The sequence below is a fragment of the Caballeronia sp. GAWG1-1 genome (genome assembly GCF_023631465.1).
Classification (GTDB): domain Bacteria; phylum Pseudomonadota; class Gammaproteobacteria; order Burkholderiales; family Burkholderiaceae; genus Caballeronia.
Window position 1 is genome coordinate 130,723 of the sequence record NZ_JALQDB010000030.1, and the last position, 18,275, is coordinate 148,997.

The following is an 18,275-nucleotide window of genomic DNA, read 5'->3' on the forward strand; positions in this document are numbered from 1 at the left end:
GCTCAAGCATGCTTGAGTTGACTCATCGCTTCCGCAATCGCGCGGTGACAGCGGAACTTGTCCTCTTCGCTACGAGGATAGGTCTGTGCTGACGCCCGCCATTTGCGATCGAGCATATCGACCATTCGATACTCGAGTTCGAGTGCGCTTACACCATAGCGCGTGTCGATCTGCGAAAGGGCGACGCCGCCCGCGCGATACGCGTCGATCAATGTATCGAGTTCGGCTTCCGGCTTGAGTGGCCAATCGTGCAACGTACACAGGCGTTGCACGTCATGTCCGGTGAGACGCGGAAAGAACGTGGAAAAGATACGCATGAAAAGGCGCTTCTTGGCTTCGTAGAGCTTTACGACATCGAGATTCAACGACGTCATCTCTCGATGAATCCGGTATGCCGTCAAAGGCTCTGCAAGGTTGGCGAAGCGCGCGCCATGCAGCATGCAGTCGAACCAGAAGCCGAGATCATCCACAATGTGCAGATTCGGATCGTAGCGAATCTCGAAGCGCTGGATGAACGCGCGCCGGAACATCACGCTCGGATTGGCGAGGTAAGCCGCGCCGATCATGAAACGCGCCTTTATCTCGCCGTCTTCGAGCGGAAAATTGCTGACGGTGGAATCTTCACCGAAGTGGCGGATTTGCGTGCCGAGCACGGTGACATGCGGATGCGCATCGAGATATTCCGCTTGCTTGCGAAGTCTGCCCGGCTCGGCAATGTCATCGTGATCGATGCGCGCAATGTATTCTCCACGGCATAGATTGAAGCCACGGTTTGCGTTGCTCGCGCGCCCCTGATTATGCTCGAGGGAAAAGATGCGAATGCGCGCGTCGTTCAGGCTGCGCACGCGCGCGAGCGTGTCGTCATGGCTCGCGTCATCGAGAATCAGGACTTCGAAATCGGCGTCCTGATTCAGCAACGATTGCAGCGTTTCGACGATGAAGCGCTCTGCGTTGTAAGTCGGGATGACGACGGATATCTTTGGCATGTTGAGCGCAGCGGCTTTTCCGCGGTCGGGTTCGGCTCGACATTATCCGCGCCTTCTTGCTTCGAATTGTCAAAGATGGTTTTATCAGCCATCCGAATTATTTTTCAACGCGGCTTGAAGGGATAAACCTTAGCTGGCCTGCGCTGCTGCAATTCCGCCAGATAGTTTTCGACAAAGCGGCCAAGCGCGTTGGCCTTGAGTTGTTCGAGCATGCGCATGGCGTCGCTTGGCGATTCGGGACCCATGACGAGTGCGCCGACGCCAAGCTCACCCAGATGCACGACGAGCGCGCATGAAGAAAGCGAACCAGCGGAGAAGAGGCGGATTGCTTCGGCGGCATCGTCGTCTATTTCGATGTTCGCAGCGCGCGGGTCGCAACGAAACTCGCCATGCTTGCCGACGTATGCGGGTAGCCAATGACAATTGGCAGTGCCGCCTTGAGCTGCGATCAACAGACGCTTACGTGAGGGCGAATCCAGGAGCTCCTGGAAAGCCTCGGCCAATGTGAACATGGTGCACCTCGCCGTCGAGCCTGTCCCGATACTACCAGCGCTCTCTTGAGCGGCGCGGATTCCTTTACGAAACGATGCAAGGCACAAACCGAAATGGCCGCGCATGGCGGCCATCACGTTTCATGCATCAAGCTCAACGCCCTTCGATCGATCCCGCGCTCGGCGGATACGTCACGATGCCCCATGCGAGCGGTAGATCACCGATCTGCTTGACCGTCTGATAGTTCGATGCATCGAGCACATATACGGCGTTGGACCGTCCACATGCAAAGAGAATCTTCGAGCCATCGGGCGTGAAGCTGAAGTGCCAGCAACGTTGACCAATCGGTACATCGCTTAAGTGCTCGAAGCTTTTGCCATCGAAGACTTGCAAGGTCTTGTCGCGCGAAGCGGCAACGAGAAGACGCTTGCCCGAAGGATCGAACGATACGCCATACGGGCCCGTCTTCGTGTCGACGGTCTTGACGATCTTGAGATCGGCCGCATCGAGCACGGTGAACTTGTTCGTGTTCTCGAGCGTCACGACATACTGCTTGCCATCCGGCGATACCTTGATGCCGCGTGGGCGCGAACCTTTCGGCAACGTGACCGTGCGCACGAACTTGCCGCTGCCCACGCGATACACCGACACCGTGTCGTCACCTTCATTGGTCACGAGAATGGACTTGCCATCGGCCGAGAATTCCACGCCTTCCGTTTCGTGTCCGCTCTTGACCGAGCGCAGAACCTTAAGCGTCTTGAGATCGACGATGGCGATCTCGGCGGGCGGCGCATTGGGATCGTCATCGTCCTTTTCGGGTTGACCGGGCTTCGGAGGACCGCCGGATTCGCCCGGCTCGTAGGTCACGTAAGCGAAGCCGCCACGCACGCGCACGAACTCCGGATTCTTGCCGATCTTCACGCGCCGCACGACCTTACCCGTCGATGTATCGATCTCCGAAAGGTCCGCTGTCTCCTTGTTCGCGACGTAAAGGCGTGTTCCTTCCTTGTTGAGACTCAGGCCGCGCGGACCGTCTTTGCCCACATCGAAAGTTTGCTTGAGCGAGAGATCGCCCAGATCGATGACGCCGACACCGGCGGACTCGGTCGTCACGTAGGCGGTGGGCGTGGCCGCGTGCGTGGAGCTTGCGGCAAGCACGAGCGTCGGCGCGAGCACCGACGCGCAGGCAAAGCGCGCCGCCCTGTATCTGGCTTGCATGGTCGTCTCCGGCTTTGATTCGTGTTCGATTCGAATTTGTTTTGACAGGCACCGCGACCGCGTCGAACGGGCGTGCCCGAATGGAACTTAGCCCAACATGCGCCGCTCTGGCAACGCCGGAAGGCGGGAGAAACTCCCGAATTCGTTTCCGTGGGTTCAATCGCCGCGTCAGGGCTTCATCGAAGGATCGTCGGCGAGCAGGACGACGAGCGCCTTGGCGCCACGCTGCCACGAGAGATCCGTGTTGCCGCGTATATCGACGGAACGCTGAAAGAGCGTGGCGCCGCTCTTGGCATCTTCCACACGAAGGTTCATGTTGAGGATTAGATTACTGATCTTCTGCACCCAGCAAATGCCCACGCGCTCCACGCCAAGTTGGCGCGCAACGCGCAGTTCGCAGCCGTTGCAGGCGCTCATGTCTTGCGCCCCTTGAAGCGACGCGATGAGGTTCTTGGCGGGCGCGTTATCGGCAATGCGGAACAGGCCACGCTCACGCATGTCGTCGCGCAGCGCGCTGCCGATCATCGCGAGGCGCTGGCTCTGGATGCGGTTGGTGTCGGCATCGTTATACGCGGCGTTATCGTCGATAAGCGTGCAGTCGATGAGTGCAAGCGACGGCTTCTCGTTCTGCGCACCGGCGTTGCCTGTAGCAAAGCCTAAGCTTGCGATAACCACGAGAAACAGCGCACGCACTACGCGACGGATGACGGTCATGGTTGAAGTCTCGTCGGGCGAAAGGCCCGTGGCTCAACATAACGTCCAACGCGCTGCGGAGCAAGCGTATCGTTCGTTTCAACGCGCTTAAACATGGATTCATCGCGCCAACAGGAGTAACGTTGAATAGCCCGCGCGAAGATGGAAAGGAGGCGATCATGCCCGACGACCCCACGCCGAAGTGGCACGTTTTCGAATACGAAGGCTTCGAGATTCATGCACTGCCGCAAATCAAGGCAGCGCCTGAATCCGCGTCTAACAGCTACGTTTATATTGCCTATGTATGCAGACCCGGCGCGCATGCGGATAAACCTGGCGACGCCGTGCATTTCCATTCCGATGGCGACGACGCGTTCAAGACTCCCGACGACGCAGCCGACGACGCGCGGCATGTCGGCCGAAGTATCGTCGATGGTACGCATCCGGATTTGAACGTGCTGCCGCTCGTGTCGCATCATCATCACACTGGATGACATGACCGATTCGAATCAAGACGAACCGCGCATTGAAAGTCTCAGCGCCGTTACGCTCGCCACGCACGATATGCCTCGTGCCGTCGCCTTTTACGAAGCGCTCGGTTTTCGTATCGTGCATGGCGGCGCGAACGAGGCATTCACTTCTTTTGCGCTAGGTACGTCCTTTCTCAACATCACGACCGAAACACATGGTCCCGTTCAATGGTGGGGCCGCTTCATCATTCATGTCTCCGACGTGGATGCTTTTTATCGCCGTGCGCTTGCCTGCGGAATGAAACCGCACTTCGCGCCGCGCGATGCGCCCTGGAACGAGCGCTACTTCCTTCTCACTGATCCCGACGGCCACGAACTGAGTTTCGCACGGCCGCTCTAAAAAAATGCCGCGCCGCGGCACGGAACTGGCTCTTACACAAATGACGGATAGCGCACGCATCGGTTCATTGATATGACCGTTCGCGTACATACCCGTCCATCGCGTTGAATGACCATTCAATCGACTCGAAGCCGTACTCCGCCAGTTCAAAGTGAGCGTGTTGCTATTTCGCAAACTTGGAGCAGGCGCCTGGTTTTCAGGCGTAGAGTTAAAGTGCTTTGTCAGGTACGTGATGCATTGCGGCATAGTTATTTCAGTGGCGGGGCGTAAAGCCTTGAGCGAATCTGGCCGTTAGCCCGAACATGAATGCCGCGTGTTGGAGACTCGGAATGAAATGCACGAAAGAGCAATCCCTTCGCTATCAGGTCGAAAAATGGCTGGCGCCCGGAAGCATGCCGGTCCATGTCAGGCAATTCAGCCGCACGCGCGCAGACCGGCGCCGCTTCGTTTGTGTGGAAACGCTGCAGGGTGCTGCATCGCGCGCGCTGTTTTTCTTCCGTCACGACGACGGCCACTGGTGTGTGTATCCGCCCGCGCCGCGTCACCGTAACATGCGTGGCGAAAGACTGGCCGCGTAGCACGGCATCGATTTAAAGCTTCAGGTTGTTGAGAAACTGGAACCACATGGAACCAAGCGGATTGATCGTGGGACCCGCCAGTTTCTTTTCAACGACGGGTTCTTCGGCTGGCTCGGCGTCAGCCGTCTGTCGCGAATCATGCAGCGCTATCGCGCTATCCGCGATTTGCCGCGCTTGCACTTCATCGCATTGCTGTCCAAGCAGCGCGCCAAAGACGACATCGCGGTTATGCCCTTGCGATGCGAACCGCATGGCGAGCGATACATATTCCGCATAGCGCGCCTCGCGTACTTCACGCTCCTTCGCTTCGCGCTCTGTTTGCGCCTTATGCAGACGCGCGACCTCCTCCGCGAAAATGCGATCGTAGACTTCGCGTTGCGCGGGATCGGAAAGTATGGCGTAGGCTTCCTTGATCTCTTGAAACGTCGCGCGTGCGGCGTCTTCGTTACCCGCGTTGCGATCCGGATGCGAGCGCATCGCGGCCTTGCGATAAGCGCGCTTGATCTCTTCCTCGGTTGCGTGCTCGCCTACTCCAAGCGTTTCGTATAACGTTGCCATCTGCATTGAATGATTGACGGGTCGAAGGGCATCGTAACACGCTAAAAACAGTGGTTTTATGCAGGTGCGCGATGCCATCGGCACGTCATGAAGACTCGCGACAATCACCGTTTCTCCTCGCACTGCACAGGAAGATGGCGCTCTCCCTCAACGACATCCGGCATCTCTTCGACACCTACGGGGCGCTTGCCTATAGCGGCGAGCCCGTCACGCAACTCGAACACGCGCTGCAGACAGCGTATCTCGCGGAGCAGGCGGGCGCGCAACGCGAGTTGATCGTCGCGGCATTGCTGCACGACCTCGGGCATCTGTTGAATTTGCAGGGCGATACGCCGACTACACGCGGTATCGACGATCTCCACCAGTATTACGCGCTGCCGTTCTTACGCCCGCTGTTCGCGGATGCCGTGCTCGAACCGATCCGCCTTCACGTGGATGCCAAGCGCTGCCTCTGCGCGGTCGATGCCTCATATCACGCGCTTCTTTCGCCCGATTCGGTGCGCAGTTTGCAGCTGCAAGGCGGCGTATTCGATGCCGACGAAGCGCGCGATTTTCTGGCGCGCCCGTTCGCCGAAGATGCCTTGGCGTTGCGCCGCTGGGATGACGAAGCGAAGGACGCCGCACGTGGCACGCCGCCGCTTGCTCACTATCTGGAATACGCCGAAGACATCGCACTGCGGAATTGAGAGGCGACCCGCGCGCCTCCGCGGGCTTCGCGTAGACTGGCGGGCATGCACTCGTCATCCACTCGAAATGCCTTGCAGCGCCCATGCAGCGTGCGAGCACACACTGCATCGTGAACGACGGCAACTTTCGCATCACCGCTGCCGTCGTGGCCTCGGCGCTCTTCATGCAGAACATGGACGGCACCATCGTCGCGACCGCCATTCCCACGATGGCGCGCGACCTGCATATCGATCCCGTCCATCTGAGCAGCGCCATTACCGCTTATCTAGTTGCGCTCACGGTCTTCATTCCGGCGAGCGGCTGGGTGGCCGACCGCTTCGGCGCGCGGCGCGTGTTCATGTGGGCAATCGCCACGTTCACGCTCGCGTCGATCGCTTGCGCGGCGGCGGCGAATCTTCCGCAACTCATCGGCGCGCGCATCGTGCAAGGTCTGGGTGGCGCGATGATGGTGCCCGTCGGCCGCCTGATCCTCTTTCGCGGCGTGAAGCGCGAAGAGCTGCTGCAAGCGACCACGTGGCTCACCATGCCCGCGCTTGTCGGCCCCTTGCTTGGGCCGCCGCTCGGCGGCTTTCTCACCGATGCGCTCTCCTGGCGCAGCATCTTCTGGGTCAACGTGCCAGTCGGCGCGATCGGTCTCGTCCTCACGTGGAAGCTCTTGCCGCCCTCGCCGCCTGAAAGCCGCACGCCACCGGATTTGCGCGGCATGCTGCTTTCAGGGACATCGCTGAGTCTGTTCATGATCGGAATCGAAAGCGCGGGACGCGGCGTGATGCCCGAAGGGTTGCCCTGGGCATGCGTCGCGGTCGGCCTCCTACTGTTCTGGGCAACCGTCGTTCACTGCCGGCGCGTGGAGAATCCTGCCATCGACTTCTCGCTGCTCGCCATTCCGACATTTCACGCGGCCACGGTCGCGGGCAGCCTCTTCCGCGCGGGCGCCGGTGCGCTGCCTTTTCTCGTGCCGCTCACCTTACAGACCGGCTTCGGTTACAGCGCGTCCGCTAGCGGACTGGTGACTTTTGCAAGCGCGCTCGGCTCTTTTTGCATGCGTCCAATGACCGCGCTCGCACTCCGGCGATTCTCCGTGCGCGCGGTTCTGTGCGCAGGCAGCGTGATCTTTGCGCTGGTTCTGGTCGTGTGCTCGACGATGTCGCAGGCTTGGCCCGCAGCCGCCATTTTCGTGCTGCTCCTCGTCGGCGGATTAGGCCGCTCGCTCAGTTTCGCGACGATGGGCGCGCTCGCTTTCGCCGATGTTCCGAAGCCGCGCCTCGCCGCCGCGACTTCGTTTCAGGGCACCGCGCAGCAGTTGATGAAGGCGCTTGGTGTAACCGTCGCGGCCGGGACGATTCAAGCCACGATGCTGATTTCCGGCAGCGTTCAGACCGAACGCTGGCAACTAGCGAGCGCCTTTTTGGCGACGGCGGCAGTCGTCCTGATGTCTCTTCCAATGTTCGCACGTCTCTCCGATGAAGCCGGCGCTGGCATCTCAGCGCCCACGGCGAAGCGCGCAGAGCGCACCTGATTTACCGTAGAGTAAGACACCTAAGTCTGCAGCAAAATGACGCCCAAGGACCCACGGCGCTATGCCTACAGGTACGCAACTGAAAAAACACAGTTTGCAGTTCGGCCGAAAATGGCTCATAACACGCCCCGATTACGAGACGCAAAGTTTGACGCAACCTTGTCTGGCGGCGGTTTGCGCCAAAAAAATAATTAGCGCCAATACACTTACATGTTGCATTGCAGCAACATATCGCCCATGAAACCGGAGTGCCGCTGCGCGAGTATCTAAAGATTGCAACGTGAGCTATCTCCTACGAGCCAGCCCTTTAGGTCGCGTCGCTGAACAGGGGAAAGTGCGCTACCCCTCAGATGACAAAACTTTAAAAACTCCAGATTTGGAACGGAGCGTCTGTCACAGAGCTCTTCCTTCCAGAAGGCGAGCGTCCGTCCGATGAAGTCGGCGCGCGACTCGGACAAGCGGTCGGCGTCCCGCTGCCACGCGTCAACGCGCCCGGCACGCTGACGACGCAATCCCGCAGCACGGCGCAATGTCGCTTGGTTTATCCAAATCGGCGGCACAATCGACGCCAGCTTCCCCTTTGCCTCCTTCAATCTGGCCTTTTCATTTGCGAGCGTCCGCGCGCGACGGCGAGCCGTCAACTGCTGGTTGAAGCTTCTTAGCCATGCGCCGTCATATCGGGACAAAAAGCTGAACGCGGCGCCCTCCTCCCGTTTTGCTTGCTCCACGCCTTTATCAGGGAAATCATCAAAAAATTTCGCCCAAATTATTCGTTTCGCGACGACCATCTCGCGGGAGATGCGACTGGGTGCCTTCGCCTCCTGCAGCTTGTGTTTCCACCCATGCGCAGCAGCCCCATTTATGCCTAGCTGCCGTGCAGCGACATTTGCCGGGACCCCCTTCCTAAAGAGCCGCTCGAAGGCGTTGCGGTATCGTTTTCCATAGTCAACCGTCAGAAGCTTGGTCGCAGTTCCGTCGCTGTCTTGTCGGACGCTGACCCGGATACCACAGCTGCATGAATAAATGAGCCGGTCTGCGCTTGGTTTGATTTCGATGCTCGTAAAGCGGTCAGACTTCCGGTGAAGCCTTCCTTTACATGGATGTGCACGCGCCAGCGCGCCGAAGTCTTCCTCACATGTAATCTTAAATACACCGCGTCGAACGGCCAGGGTCGGTTTGCGGCAAAGCGCTATCGTGCTCCCAAGTACCGGGGCGGTCTCCAAAATCAGTGGAACAACTCCTGCCCCTTGCGAGATTCGTTGGTCCAACATCGATTGAAGGGCAACATATCGAAGCGGTCGAGGGCACCGAATGTTCTGATTTTCATGTTCCCTCCAGAACGTTCTCACGAAAGCCCCCTCTTCCAATCCAGTCTCAAAGCAGTATTGCTCACCAAAGTATCCTTCAACAGCTCGCCACACTTCCCTCCGCTTTAAGGTCCCATCAGACGTCGTCAAATCGGCTGCTTTCAACTTGTCTTCATACGGATAAGTACAAAACTCTTGACGACTAGCCGCATCAATGCCGGCGCTTCTTCGTGAGACGTCCATCGCGGCTTTTTTATGGCAGTCGCTGTAGTCTTGGATTGGACGGCGGTTTGCGTCGGACACAAATCTCTTGAGCGTAATAGCAGAAGCGCGCATGTGTTCATTGGGGTCCAGGTCAAACGTACGCAGCGCGCACCCATGGGTTGGACAGACAAGGACGCCCGGCAGGTTATGGTCAACGCGGATATAGGGCTCTCTGTTCTCTCTCTTACTCTCATGGAGACACTCATCGCAATAACGATACGCATACCTATCGAAATCGCGCTTCCTACGCACGCACAAGTTCATTAGTTTTGACCCCGCCGGTTGCAATATAAAGGTCGTAGCCTTTTTTCGGGTTTCCTCGTCGGCAAGCGACAGGTAATACTCGAATCCGGTGTGCTCTGCGATGATTTCATCCGGTTTCTTATCCCAATAGTCTCGAGCTTCCTCGCAGAGGCGGTCGATGCCGCTCGGCAAAACTCGATTGTGGTAGCAGGTGTCGCGCCCAAATGTGAGCCTCAATACCCGACCAACACTCTCAACGCCTACCTTCACCACATAACGTGAGACATTGTGGTGTACCGTTTCTCCGGGGTAGAAGGGTTCCATTGCGATAGCCATAAATTCCTCCATCTCGTCTATGCGACGTGTTTAAGCAGCTTGTCGCACGCATTCCTTCCGACGCTCAAGATGCTTCCGAGATACCTTGGCAATCCTCAACTCGGCCACTCAGAAGCTGACGGAATCTCCGGAAACGCTTAAACACGTTATCGCCAACCTCATTGGGAGACGCTTTCGATGCGGGCAAGCGCTCACTCGAAGCCGAACTTGAAGCTAGTTCCGCGCTTGGACTTCGCAAATTGCCCGTAGGCATCTTCCGCAAAACCTTCATCAGTTGGCCAGCTTGAAACATTAGAAATGTCCGTCGTTCCCAGTAGGCTTCCCAAGTTTCGAGCCGATGAACGATTGGAGCAGGATGTGTACAAGTGTCATCGGGACGGCCTGTCTTCCGCAGAGTAGCGATGCAAGCCAATCGCGGGTGCGCTGCCCGCCTCCTAATCCAATCCGGGTCAAATAGCCTGTCGTAAAGTAATCGGTCACGTGACGCGAGAGGTCGTCTAGCTGAACGTCCCCAGACTTCACGACGTAACCTAATTCTTTCAACTGGGTGCGATATACGTCCCGTGAGCAATACATTGAGCTTGACAGTGCGAACGTAAGGACATCGGCAGAACGGCGCGCGACATCGTGCCAACGCGTTGTGACTTCATCGCTACGAATCCCTATATCTATAGGTGCGCCGGCGATGCAGGGTCCCTCCGAGCGGGCCGTAGGACGGAACGGCAAATTCGCTCGGACCGGCGAGAAGTTCAAAAGGCACCGGTGAGCATGGCAAACAACTACCCCGGGAAGTTGATGCGAACGATGAAGGTATTCGCGCTTTACCGCGAGCCTGTCTTCATAAACACATTGGTCACAGTAGCGAAATTCCCCAAGCCGAACAAATCGCCCGAACATAAGTCCCCGACGGTCACGGACGTTACCGACGGATGTTCGCATCAACTCAAGCACTGAAGCGGCAACCGCCGGCGAGCAACTCGCGGTATGGTATGGATATGCAGTCAGCGTCCGCGCAATCGCTTTCGCGCTGCAGGACCAGTATTGAGCCGTTTGTTCTGAAAGCCGGTCCAGTCCGCTTAGCATATCGAAAAACGCTTTCACATCGTAACCAAAAAGGTTCTTTAGGAAAGCGGGCACGTTGCTGACGCGCTCCTCTTGAACGTACTCAACCAGCGGTCCGACCAGCATCTCATCTAAATGAGGCAACCGAAGCGCAACAGCCATGTTGACCTCTCATCGAATGGAAATCGTTTCACGCGGCGGCCGACAACGTCGGCCACCTACCCTAAAACGTCAATCAGCCACTTCAGCCGTTTCAGGCTTGACTTTGCCCGCGTTCGCAAATTTCAGCCTAGAGTCCTTCGTCTTGTAGTACATAACGTTAACCTCGTAGCAGAGTTGCTCGCGTGTTGCATTCGGATGTTGCTTTTGCAGCAGCCCGACCATCGACGATGCGATTTCCCCTGGAATACCTGAAGCAATCAAGCACGAGACCGCGTCCAAGTTGGTTTCTATACGGTCATGGTTGATTGCCGCGTTGTAGAACAAGTTGTGTTGCGCGGTAATTCTCATATCATCTACAACATCTTTCATCGTATCGCCGAGTACATCGTCGAATTTCATCATCGCGGCCTTCTTACCGGAACGAATCGCTGCCAAAATCGGTTGTAGTGCGGACATCTTTTCTTTGAAAACCATCTTGAAAACCTCGTTCGAGAGTTGTTCCTTGCCTGTCTCGATGGCCGCATACTGTGCGAGCTGAAACAGCGGAACTGCGACACCTGGAAGACCTTGCGTGAGTTCCCACAAGCACTTCCTCTCCGACTCGGTCAAAGGCTGCGCTTTCTGCAGCCACTGATACATCGAAAGCTTGTTGCAAAACCTATCCCAGTCAGAAGGATTCTGAATGCCTCGCCAAACTGTCACACCTTGACTGCTCACTCGGCGCGCAAGTCGCAGTGTCTTCCTAAACAGTCGTTCGGCCCGGGGCGTCCCACAAACGATGACAGGGGTGCGCACGATGTTGGTGAAATTCACGAAGAAGTCGAACAGAGGGTCCTGACTCTTTGCTGCTGCGTGGAGAGCATTTTGGATTTCGTCAAGTACTATCACTCCCACAAAGTGGCGTTTGGAGATTCGGTGAACTTTGTTTGCATAGTCCGCCACCGTCGCTCTCGCTGAAAGTTCACCCGTGTAATTCGTACCAAGCAGTTCATCAAACGTTAGGATGATGAGTTTGAGGGTATCCTTCAAACCAGCGTTGCGCGGGCAGTCGATTTTTATCCGAACTACCTGCATAACTCCCGTCTCTTTATGGCGAATGACCTTTGGAAGCAAACGCAGAGCCGACTCAACAGCGGTACTCTTTCCAGAACCCGACAAGCCAAAGAACGCGCAGCACGAAGCATGGCTCTTCTCGTGCTGATAGACTGCCCTGAGTTGCCCTTCGTTCGACATCGTGTACCGGTCCCGCATCGATTCCAAACCGTTGTCAGCGATAGATTGATGAGAGTAGTGTTGTCGGATGATGCGGTGAACAGAATCGACAACCGAAAGATGGGCCGGTAGTGACACCACCAGATGGTCGAGCCTTGAGATAGCGTGCATGCGATACTCGCGTGAACGGCTTCGTTCACTCTCTTCGAAACCAACCGGGACACTCACTTCCCGCGCGATGTCGTCCATGGTCCAATATTGTCCAAGACAGGAGATGAGCGGATTTTCAGCGTGTTCGGGAAGCAGACCTTCCTTGACGTAGACCGCATCGAGAGCGTGCGCAGACTGGCGAATCGCCGCCTGTTGTCGGGCCCGGATGGACGACTTCCCACTTTCGGCTTTAGCTTTTTCAAACATCATGACCTCGCTTCAATAAGAGTCAAAGACATTGCGCACATGTGATTCAGATTCTTCAGCTATCGTGCTAGCGTTGACTGATGTTTCCTCCTCTGGGTCTAAATCGAAATTGTTCGACGCCTTCGTCTGCTGCTGCTTCAAAAATTCTTTCAAGTCACGCGTTCCTTGTCGCCCGAGATTCTTTTGCCGCCGTTTGTCCGTTTTTGACGACTCCCTCTTCTCAGTTTCCATGCGTTCAGTTGCTTGCACGGACTGGCTAGCTGGAACGTCACCCATCTGCCGCTCGAGGTCTCGCATCTCATCCAGCCTCGAGATGTCGGGATGGTCCATTCCTCGCTCAACAAGCTCCTGCTTAGTCTTCGTCTCCGCATCTCTGGCTAGCTCGCGGATGTTGCATTCCGTAATGGCCGTACTCTTTCTCCCATTAGCCTCCTGTACACCTCGATTCCAGCTATCGAAGTCTTTGTAAGCTCTTACTTCTTCATGGGAGAGGCCGCGAAGAAAATCCGGAACACTCTCGGCTAAAGCGCATTCAATCGGTTCGCCCAGACCTAAAAGATAGATACGGGAGTTGTCGGTGGTGTCACCGACAACGTCGACCCAGGTGTCCTTGTTTTCAGCGCGTTTAAGACTCTGGCGTTCAACAAGAGATAGCGGACAGTCGTACTCAAGCCCCGCGAACTCAATTCCGCGCAAACCAATTTTCGCCTTCTTTGACTGCATAACTCGTAAGCGGAACTCGTCAACATCAACACTGCGGCCACGGCCATTAACCTCCATCCCGAAGTGCCAAAGGTTCATCGGTGTTGGAGCGAGCTGACGCTGAACCATTTCTGGTGGGGTTGGGTATGCAGTGACCGCTCGAAGGTTGTAGTCCAAGATTGCGCGAACTACGATTGCATAAATCTCATCAAACGTAAGCGCGGCATGAAGCGCCGGATGCTGCTGGCCGCGTTCAAAGCTGACCTTTTCCACCGCGCCTGGGACGAGTGGCATCCAGCTCCGCGGGAGTATCCGAAATCTGCATTCCATAACGCTCCGCATGTCCGGTCGATAAGCCGGCGCATTGGAGAGCTGAACGCCGTAATGTAACGAAATCGGCATGCCGCGATGCACAGACGACATCTCGCCTTGGTCAGCGAAAATCTCTTCAGGGAGTGGGGCTCGTGGCCACTCTTCTTCAATAATTTCGATTCCAAGCCTTTCACAAAACTCGACCTTCGAATCCAACGCGTTACACAACGCTGCCATTGCACCCTTCCAGCATGGAGGGTCAAACGTCAGATGCACACCGATAATTGTCCTCGAATAATCATCGACCACCAGATACAACGTGGGCCGCGGGACAGCCACACTGCGCATGCGCCGGCACACGCCGTACAGGTCGATTACGGTAGCGTCGATGTGATACCGCTCCCCGGGCCCTCTGGTGTCGGATAGCCGTCCCGTTAGCGCCCGCTCGTGGAGTAAGTAATGCTTCGAGCCGACTATGTGGGCACGCCTCTCCTGGTACGAGTAGGTCTGCTGAATGAAATATTGCAACTGTCTCGCTGTGAATGATGACCGGACGTCGGTCTCGTAGTCGACTAGGCGTCGGTTTTTGTCAAAGACCCGTCTTTTTGCGAGCTTTAACTCTAGCCATCGAACCGCCATTTTCATTGACTTCCGCTGACGCTTTCCCTTCCTATACTCCGGCTTAAAGTAGTAATCTGACGCAATCTGGAGTAGGCGGCGGGCTTCAAGGTCCATGACCGGGCCACTGAGACACCCTTGCCTCGCTTTACGTCCTGGTTTTGTCCTAAAATTCTTGTGTTTCCCTCGGCCGCCACAGAGATGGTAATCGTAGTCCGCGGCCGCATGGCTTAGACCTCGTTGCCAGAAACGGCGGAGGACTCGTCGCACCTTCGCTTCGGAATAAGGATGTATCTCTATGAAACGCAGAATGCGATGTGCCCTCGTTTCTCGGTGCAACAACTCCTCGTGTTGGGGCCCGTGCAAATCGGCCTTTAGCGTGTCCCCTTCTTTCAAATACGGAATGTCAAACGTCAGCAATTTTTCAATTAACTGCCACCCAGCGTTTTTTGTTGGATTTTCCACTGCATCGATGCTTTGAACGGACCTCCGGTGGGGAACATGGCGCGCAGGTCTGCGCTGCTCGGCTATGCTTATTGGTAGCTTTGGTAGCAGCTGCAAGGCGAGTTCTTGTTCGACGTTGTCAGCAAGCCGACGAAGCACTTCTTCCGTTTTCAGAGAAAACGGGCTCGCCTTGTGTCTTGCCTCTGGTATTCCGTACTCGATGTCAAGCAAATGTGTCCACCGCTGACCATCGCCCGTCTTAAGGACGATGTAAATCTTCTCCTCATCGCTCTTGAGCTGAAGTACATCGCCTTGCGACAGCGAAGTTGGGCAGTTAGCTCTTGCGGACATGAGAGTCCCCCGTCCGTGTGACGACTGACGTCACGACGCGCACTTGCGCCGATGGAAGTTGGACAGGGTCACGTGCATTCAAGTCGAAATTGACCCGGCGCAACGCTGCAAGCTGCCGAAACGCTCGCGCGCCCGACCCTGGAGGCAAAGAAAGTATCTTGTCGACCCGAAGACAGGCATCGATAACAATAACGTCCAGCCTTTTTCGCAACCGTCGAGTCAATTCGGTCTGTGCACGCTGCTCGTCTGTAGACAGCTCGCGCCCGCTCATGTCGTTCTCCGCGCGAAGGAGCCAACTGAGGTTTTTCGACCGAGGGCTATGCATGCCATCCATCACGACGGCTTTGAACTCTACGCCCTCGCGTTCCCAGTACCGCTGCTCGATTAGTTGTCGAGGCGTAAGTTCTCCTCGTCTGCCGGGCATGTAAGCCTTCACTGAAAAAGCCTTCATTTGTAGCTTCCCTTCACGCTCATATATCGCGACAAGGTCTGTGCTGAGCACTACTGGCTCGTCTTCTGCTCCATACTTTGGGTGCTCGACTCCGACGTCCAACGCGGCTCGCTGAGTGTCCTCTGGGGGCAGAGGTACTGCCTCAAAGAAAGTCATGACATTCTCATCCCACCATAACTCGAGCAGCGCGGCATGCTCGCAGGAAGACAGCAGATGAACCTCCCTCAGCCTTGTCTTCATGCAAGTCATTCGCGTCTTTATGCCTGCTCCGGGAAGGTCTCGAGTTCCAATCCATCGCATGTGCAACCCTTCCGCTTTAGCGGCTTCCAGCTCTCGCTTCTTTCGGTCGCGAGTTCCTTTCTTCATCTGCAAAGTTCTTGATGTCATTTCGTACTCCTTTTTATCCTGTCGGCGATTGAGAGATATCTGAATCGCCGAAGAGATTCTTTGTAAAGTCGAGGTCCTGGTGGCGCTATAACTACCAGGGCTGTGCGGCCGATAGAACGTCACGGGTTTTATCTGCCGAGGTAGGCAGGCTCCTCGTCAGGAGCCGCCCTGCACCTTTCGGAAGCGTGCGAACTAGCGACGTCGCCGTTCACACAAGAGTCGCTGAATGGCGAATGAGTTGCGATAGGCGGCTGCGTTACTAGCCCTGTCGACCGAGTCTCGGTCAAAGAGTAGGATTTCTGCAATCGTCTCGTCGTACGTGACATCGCTTAAGAAAACGGAGGAACTCTCAGTGCCCGCGCCAACAGCGCAAGCCTCGAGCAAGCGCGGTGCGTCAAGCTTCGACGGTGGTTTAGGCGGCGGAAATTCGACGTCCACGATATCAGTCGAACGATTCTCGTAGCGAACCCCGGGTCGAAGACTCACAGAGCATTGGCTACTCGCGGTAAGCATCTCAGAGTTGTCTGCTCGCCAGACTTGCACTGCGTCGGTGGGATTGCTCATCGTCGAGTGATTGGAAGCTGCCTTATTGATGCTCGCAGTAGAGTTTCGCCGATTGACAGTAGGAACAGCCTTTTGCTCCATGTCAGGCTGAGTCGTCAAGGAATCGGTAAATTCGCCGCTCTTGGAGGGCTCGACACGCAACTTCACCGCTTGCGCCGCACGCGTTTTCGCTGCACTTATCACCTGCCGTGCTTCGATAGGCACTACGTCCCCACCCGCGGATGCAGGAGGCGAGCCGGTCTTACCCGGTAAGACTTTGAACACCCTGCGTTTGTCTTGCAATGACGTCATCCCCTCGCGGGGCTGGTTCTGGCAACGTCGAGGGTCATCACTTGCAACTGAGCATCTCGTCTCGAGCAGCTGAGATTCGTCTTCTTCCGCACTCCACGTGGCATTCGTAATCCGCTGCGTCCATGGCATGCCCTCGGAGATGACCACGATGTGCAGTGCAACAAGTTCGTGATGCAATGCACATGCAACGTCATCGCGGGCGTCAACCGCGCAAATAACTCGAACGTTCGGACGAACAAGTCGGCGGATTTCGTATGCGAGAGGCGCAATGCAATCCAGGTCCTGCGTCGCGCAGTCCATTCCAATCGCAACCCGGCGGTACGGCGGCAACAACGAAATCTCTCGCCTCAGAGTCATCAACTGATTGGCTAATGGTCGCTCATGCGCTGCCAGGAGAATGTATCTCGCTTCGTCTGGAGAGGTCTTCCAATACCGGGTTTCTACGGGATGAACGCACTTGTGCAGCACCTTCGCGCGTATTTGCGCGTCCGGCCAATTCAAAAGGAGCACTTTTGGCGGCCGGCCGCCACGGAGACTCAGGGCTCGAGTAACTGGCGGAACGCGAGGGGATGAGTCAGTGCTGATTTCATTGACCAAAACCTGCGGGTTCGGTGAGATGTAACTCTGATTGAACCCACCCCCACCAACGCAATAAGCATCGCCTTTGGTTCGAACGCAGGACGTCGAATTTTCGAATTCGTAAGGCAAACTCACCAATTGCTGCCGATTTCCGGCGTCTCCATTCTCAGAATTCCGCGTGCACAGACGAATTTCATTGGACGAAATCATGACCTGCCCCCTATCAAGAAGCACTTGACAAAGAGGCGCAAGGGACGGAGGATAGCCATGTGTGTAGGCAATCCTAAGGCCGCCGCGCCGAAGGTAACGGGCATTCGGTTTAGCCACTGGTGCCCGTTTTTCTGTTAACTGGCAAATATGCCAAGTTTTAAATCCTCAGCATTATCGTTCTCCTCGACTAAGTGTTCGGGTACATAGTCTTAAAGGAACATTTTTCCAGGCGCAACTTCACTTGCACCCCAAAATCGCAAGACTGTTCCAGGCGCTTTTTCTGACTGACTCGTTGCGGTCAGTCCCATACCGGTAGCATCGCTCTCGTCAAAATCTAAAATCATGACTTCGGTGTGCTACGCAATAAACATCCAGATTGGTGCGTGCTAACTCAACCTAAGATGGGCCATTGATGCAGCCTTTTTCCGTGTGAGTTACCAATCACGGTCATGACATTCAAGCCTCTTTTTTCTAAAGCGCTGCTTTTAATGTCTAAAATGGCAGCTCCCTCTCCTAAAATCATTGAAGTCCAATGCTTTCATCTCGGCGACTCAGCAACGGGGAAAAGGGGGTTTGACGTGACAGATTAGCTTGACGACGCAAATTGGAATTTTTGACGAATGAGATACGAATCGCCGATTTTCGGCTTTTGTCGAGAATATAATTCTTTTCGCAAACCCTACGAAATTACTCGTATACCTTGACTTTTGCAGATTATCTTTAGTATAACGAATTTACAATCGAGTTAGAATTTACCCTAAA

General features: G+C 56.0%; 15 protein-coding genes. 5 read left to right on the forward strand and 10 right to left on the reverse strand.

Annotated features, from left to right (window positions below; translation table 11 throughout):
- Positions 1-2 precede the first annotated feature (2 nt).
- From NCT03_RS21050 to NCT03_RS21065, 4 genes are all read right to left on the reverse strand, one after another.
- Positions 3-986 (reverse strand): glycosyltransferase family 2 protein, encoded by a 984-nt coding sequence (locus tag NCT03_RS21050; protein ID WP_250493764.1) that lies wholly within the window; start codon positions 984-986, stop codon positions 3-5.
- Between the two features lie 104 nt (positions 987-1,090).
- Positions 1,091-1,498 (reverse strand): hypothetical protein, encoded by a 408-nt coding sequence (locus NCT03_RS21055; RefSeq protein WP_244828839.1) that lies wholly within the window; start codon positions 1,496-1,498, stop codon positions 1,091-1,093.
- Between the two features lie 133 nt (positions 1,499-1,631).
- The gene (locus NCT03_RS21060; protein ID WP_250493765.1) at positions 1,632-2,696 is read right to left on the reverse strand and encodes a beta-propeller fold lactonase family protein; all 1,065 of its coding nucleotides are present in this window, start codon (positions 2,694-2,696) and stop codon (positions 1,632-1,634) included.
- A 168-nt stretch (positions 2,697-2,864) separates the two neighbouring features.
- On the reverse strand, positions 2,865-3,410 hold the full coding sequence (locus NCT03_RS21065) for a DUF3280 domain-containing protein (RefSeq protein WP_250493766.1): 546 nt from the start codon (positions 3,408-3,410) through the stop codon (positions 2,865-2,867).
- A 158-nt stretch (positions 3,411-3,568) separates the two neighbouring features.
- On the opposite strand from NCT03_RS21065, the gene NCT03_RS21070 reads away from it, so the two are divergent.
- The 3 genes from NCT03_RS21070 (at position 3,569) to NCT03_RS21080 (ending at position 4,837) form a co-directional block, all read left to right on the forward strand.
- Positions 3,569-3,883, forward strand: coding sequence for a hypothetical protein (locus NCT03_RS21070; RefSeq protein ID WP_250493767.1), 315 nt, complete (start codon positions 3,569-3,571; stop codon positions 3,881-3,883).
- A gap of 1 nt (position 3,884) precedes the next feature.
- A complete protein-coding gene (locus NCT03_RS21075) occupies positions 3,885-4,259 on the forward strand; it encodes a VOC family protein (protein WP_250493768.1) in 375 nt (124 codons plus the stop codon).
- 329 nt (positions 4,260-4,588) lie between these two features.
- The gene (locus tag NCT03_RS21080; RefSeq protein ID WP_244828844.1) at positions 4,589-4,837 is read left to right on the forward strand and encodes a hypothetical protein; all 249 of its coding nucleotides are present in this window, start codon (positions 4,589-4,591) and stop codon (positions 4,835-4,837) included.
- Positions 4,838-4,849: 12 nt separating this feature from the next.
- On the opposite strand, the gene NCT03_RS21085 is transcribed toward NCT03_RS21080, so the two are convergent.
- The gene (locus NCT03_RS21085) at positions 4,850-5,395 is read right to left on the reverse strand and encodes a DnaJ domain-containing protein (protein WP_250493769.1); all 546 of its coding nucleotides are present in this window, start codon (positions 5,393-5,395) and stop codon (positions 4,850-4,852) included.
- A 134-nt stretch (positions 5,396-5,529) separates the two neighbouring features.
- Here NCT03_RS21085 and NCT03_RS21090 point away from each other — a divergent pair, with 134 nt between their 5' ends.
- Both NCT03_RS21090 and NCT03_RS21095 read left to right on the forward strand, forming a co-directional pair.
- Positions 5,530-6,081 (forward strand): phosphonate degradation HD-domain oxygenase, encoded by a 552-nt coding sequence (locus NCT03_RS21090; RefSeq protein WP_250467563.1) that lies wholly within the window; start codon positions 5,530-5,532, stop codon positions 6,079-6,081.
- A gap of 83 nt (positions 6,082-6,164) precedes the next feature.
- Positions 6,165-7,601 carry a DHA2 family efflux MFS transporter permease subunit gene (locus tag NCT03_RS21095; protein ID WP_284503394.1) on the forward strand — a complete coding sequence of 479 codons (1,437 nt, stop codon included), beginning with the start codon at positions 6,165-6,167 and terminating at the stop codon, positions 7,599-7,601.
- Between the two features lie 266 nt (positions 7,602-7,867).
- Here NCT03_RS21095 and NCT03_RS21100 read toward each other — a convergent pair whose 3' ends face one another.
- The 5 genes from NCT03_RS21100 to NCT03_RS21115 all read right to left on the reverse strand — a co-directional run bounded on the left by NCT03_RS21100 (position 7,868) and on the right by NCT03_RS21115 (position 15,869).
- The gene (locus NCT03_RS21100) at positions 7,868-9,751 is read right to left on the reverse strand and encodes a TnsD family Tn7-like transposition protein (RefSeq protein ID WP_250493770.1); all 1,884 of its coding nucleotides are present in this window, start codon (positions 9,749-9,751) and stop codon (positions 7,868-7,870) included.
- A gap of 291 nt (positions 9,752-10,042) precedes the next feature.
- Complete coding sequence (locus tag NCT03_RS34155; protein ID WP_350030162.1) at positions 10,043-10,975, reverse strand: TniQ family protein; 933 nt, start codon at positions 10,973-10,975, stop codon at positions 10,043-10,045.
- 69 nt (positions 10,976-11,044) lie between these two features.
- Positions 11,045-12,607, reverse strand: a complete 1,563-nt coding sequence (locus tag NCT03_RS21105) for an AAA family ATPase (RefSeq protein ID WP_250493771.1) — start codon at positions 12,605-12,607, stop codon at positions 11,045-11,047.
- Positions 12,608-12,616: 9 nt separating this feature from the next.
- Positions 12,617-15,031, reverse strand: coding sequence for an integrase catalytic domain-containing protein (locus NCT03_RS21110; protein ID WP_250493772.1), 2,415 nt, complete (start codon positions 15,029-15,031; stop codon positions 12,617-12,619).
- The gene (locus NCT03_RS21115) at positions 15,015-15,869 is read right to left on the reverse strand and encodes a TnsA endonuclease C-terminal domain-containing protein (protein WP_250493773.1); all 855 of its coding nucleotides are present in this window, start codon (positions 15,867-15,869) and stop codon (positions 15,015-15,017) included. The genes NCT03_RS21110 and NCT03_RS21115 overlap by 17 nt, the downstream gene beginning before the upstream one ends.
- Positions 15,870-18,275 lie beyond the last annotated feature (2,406 nt).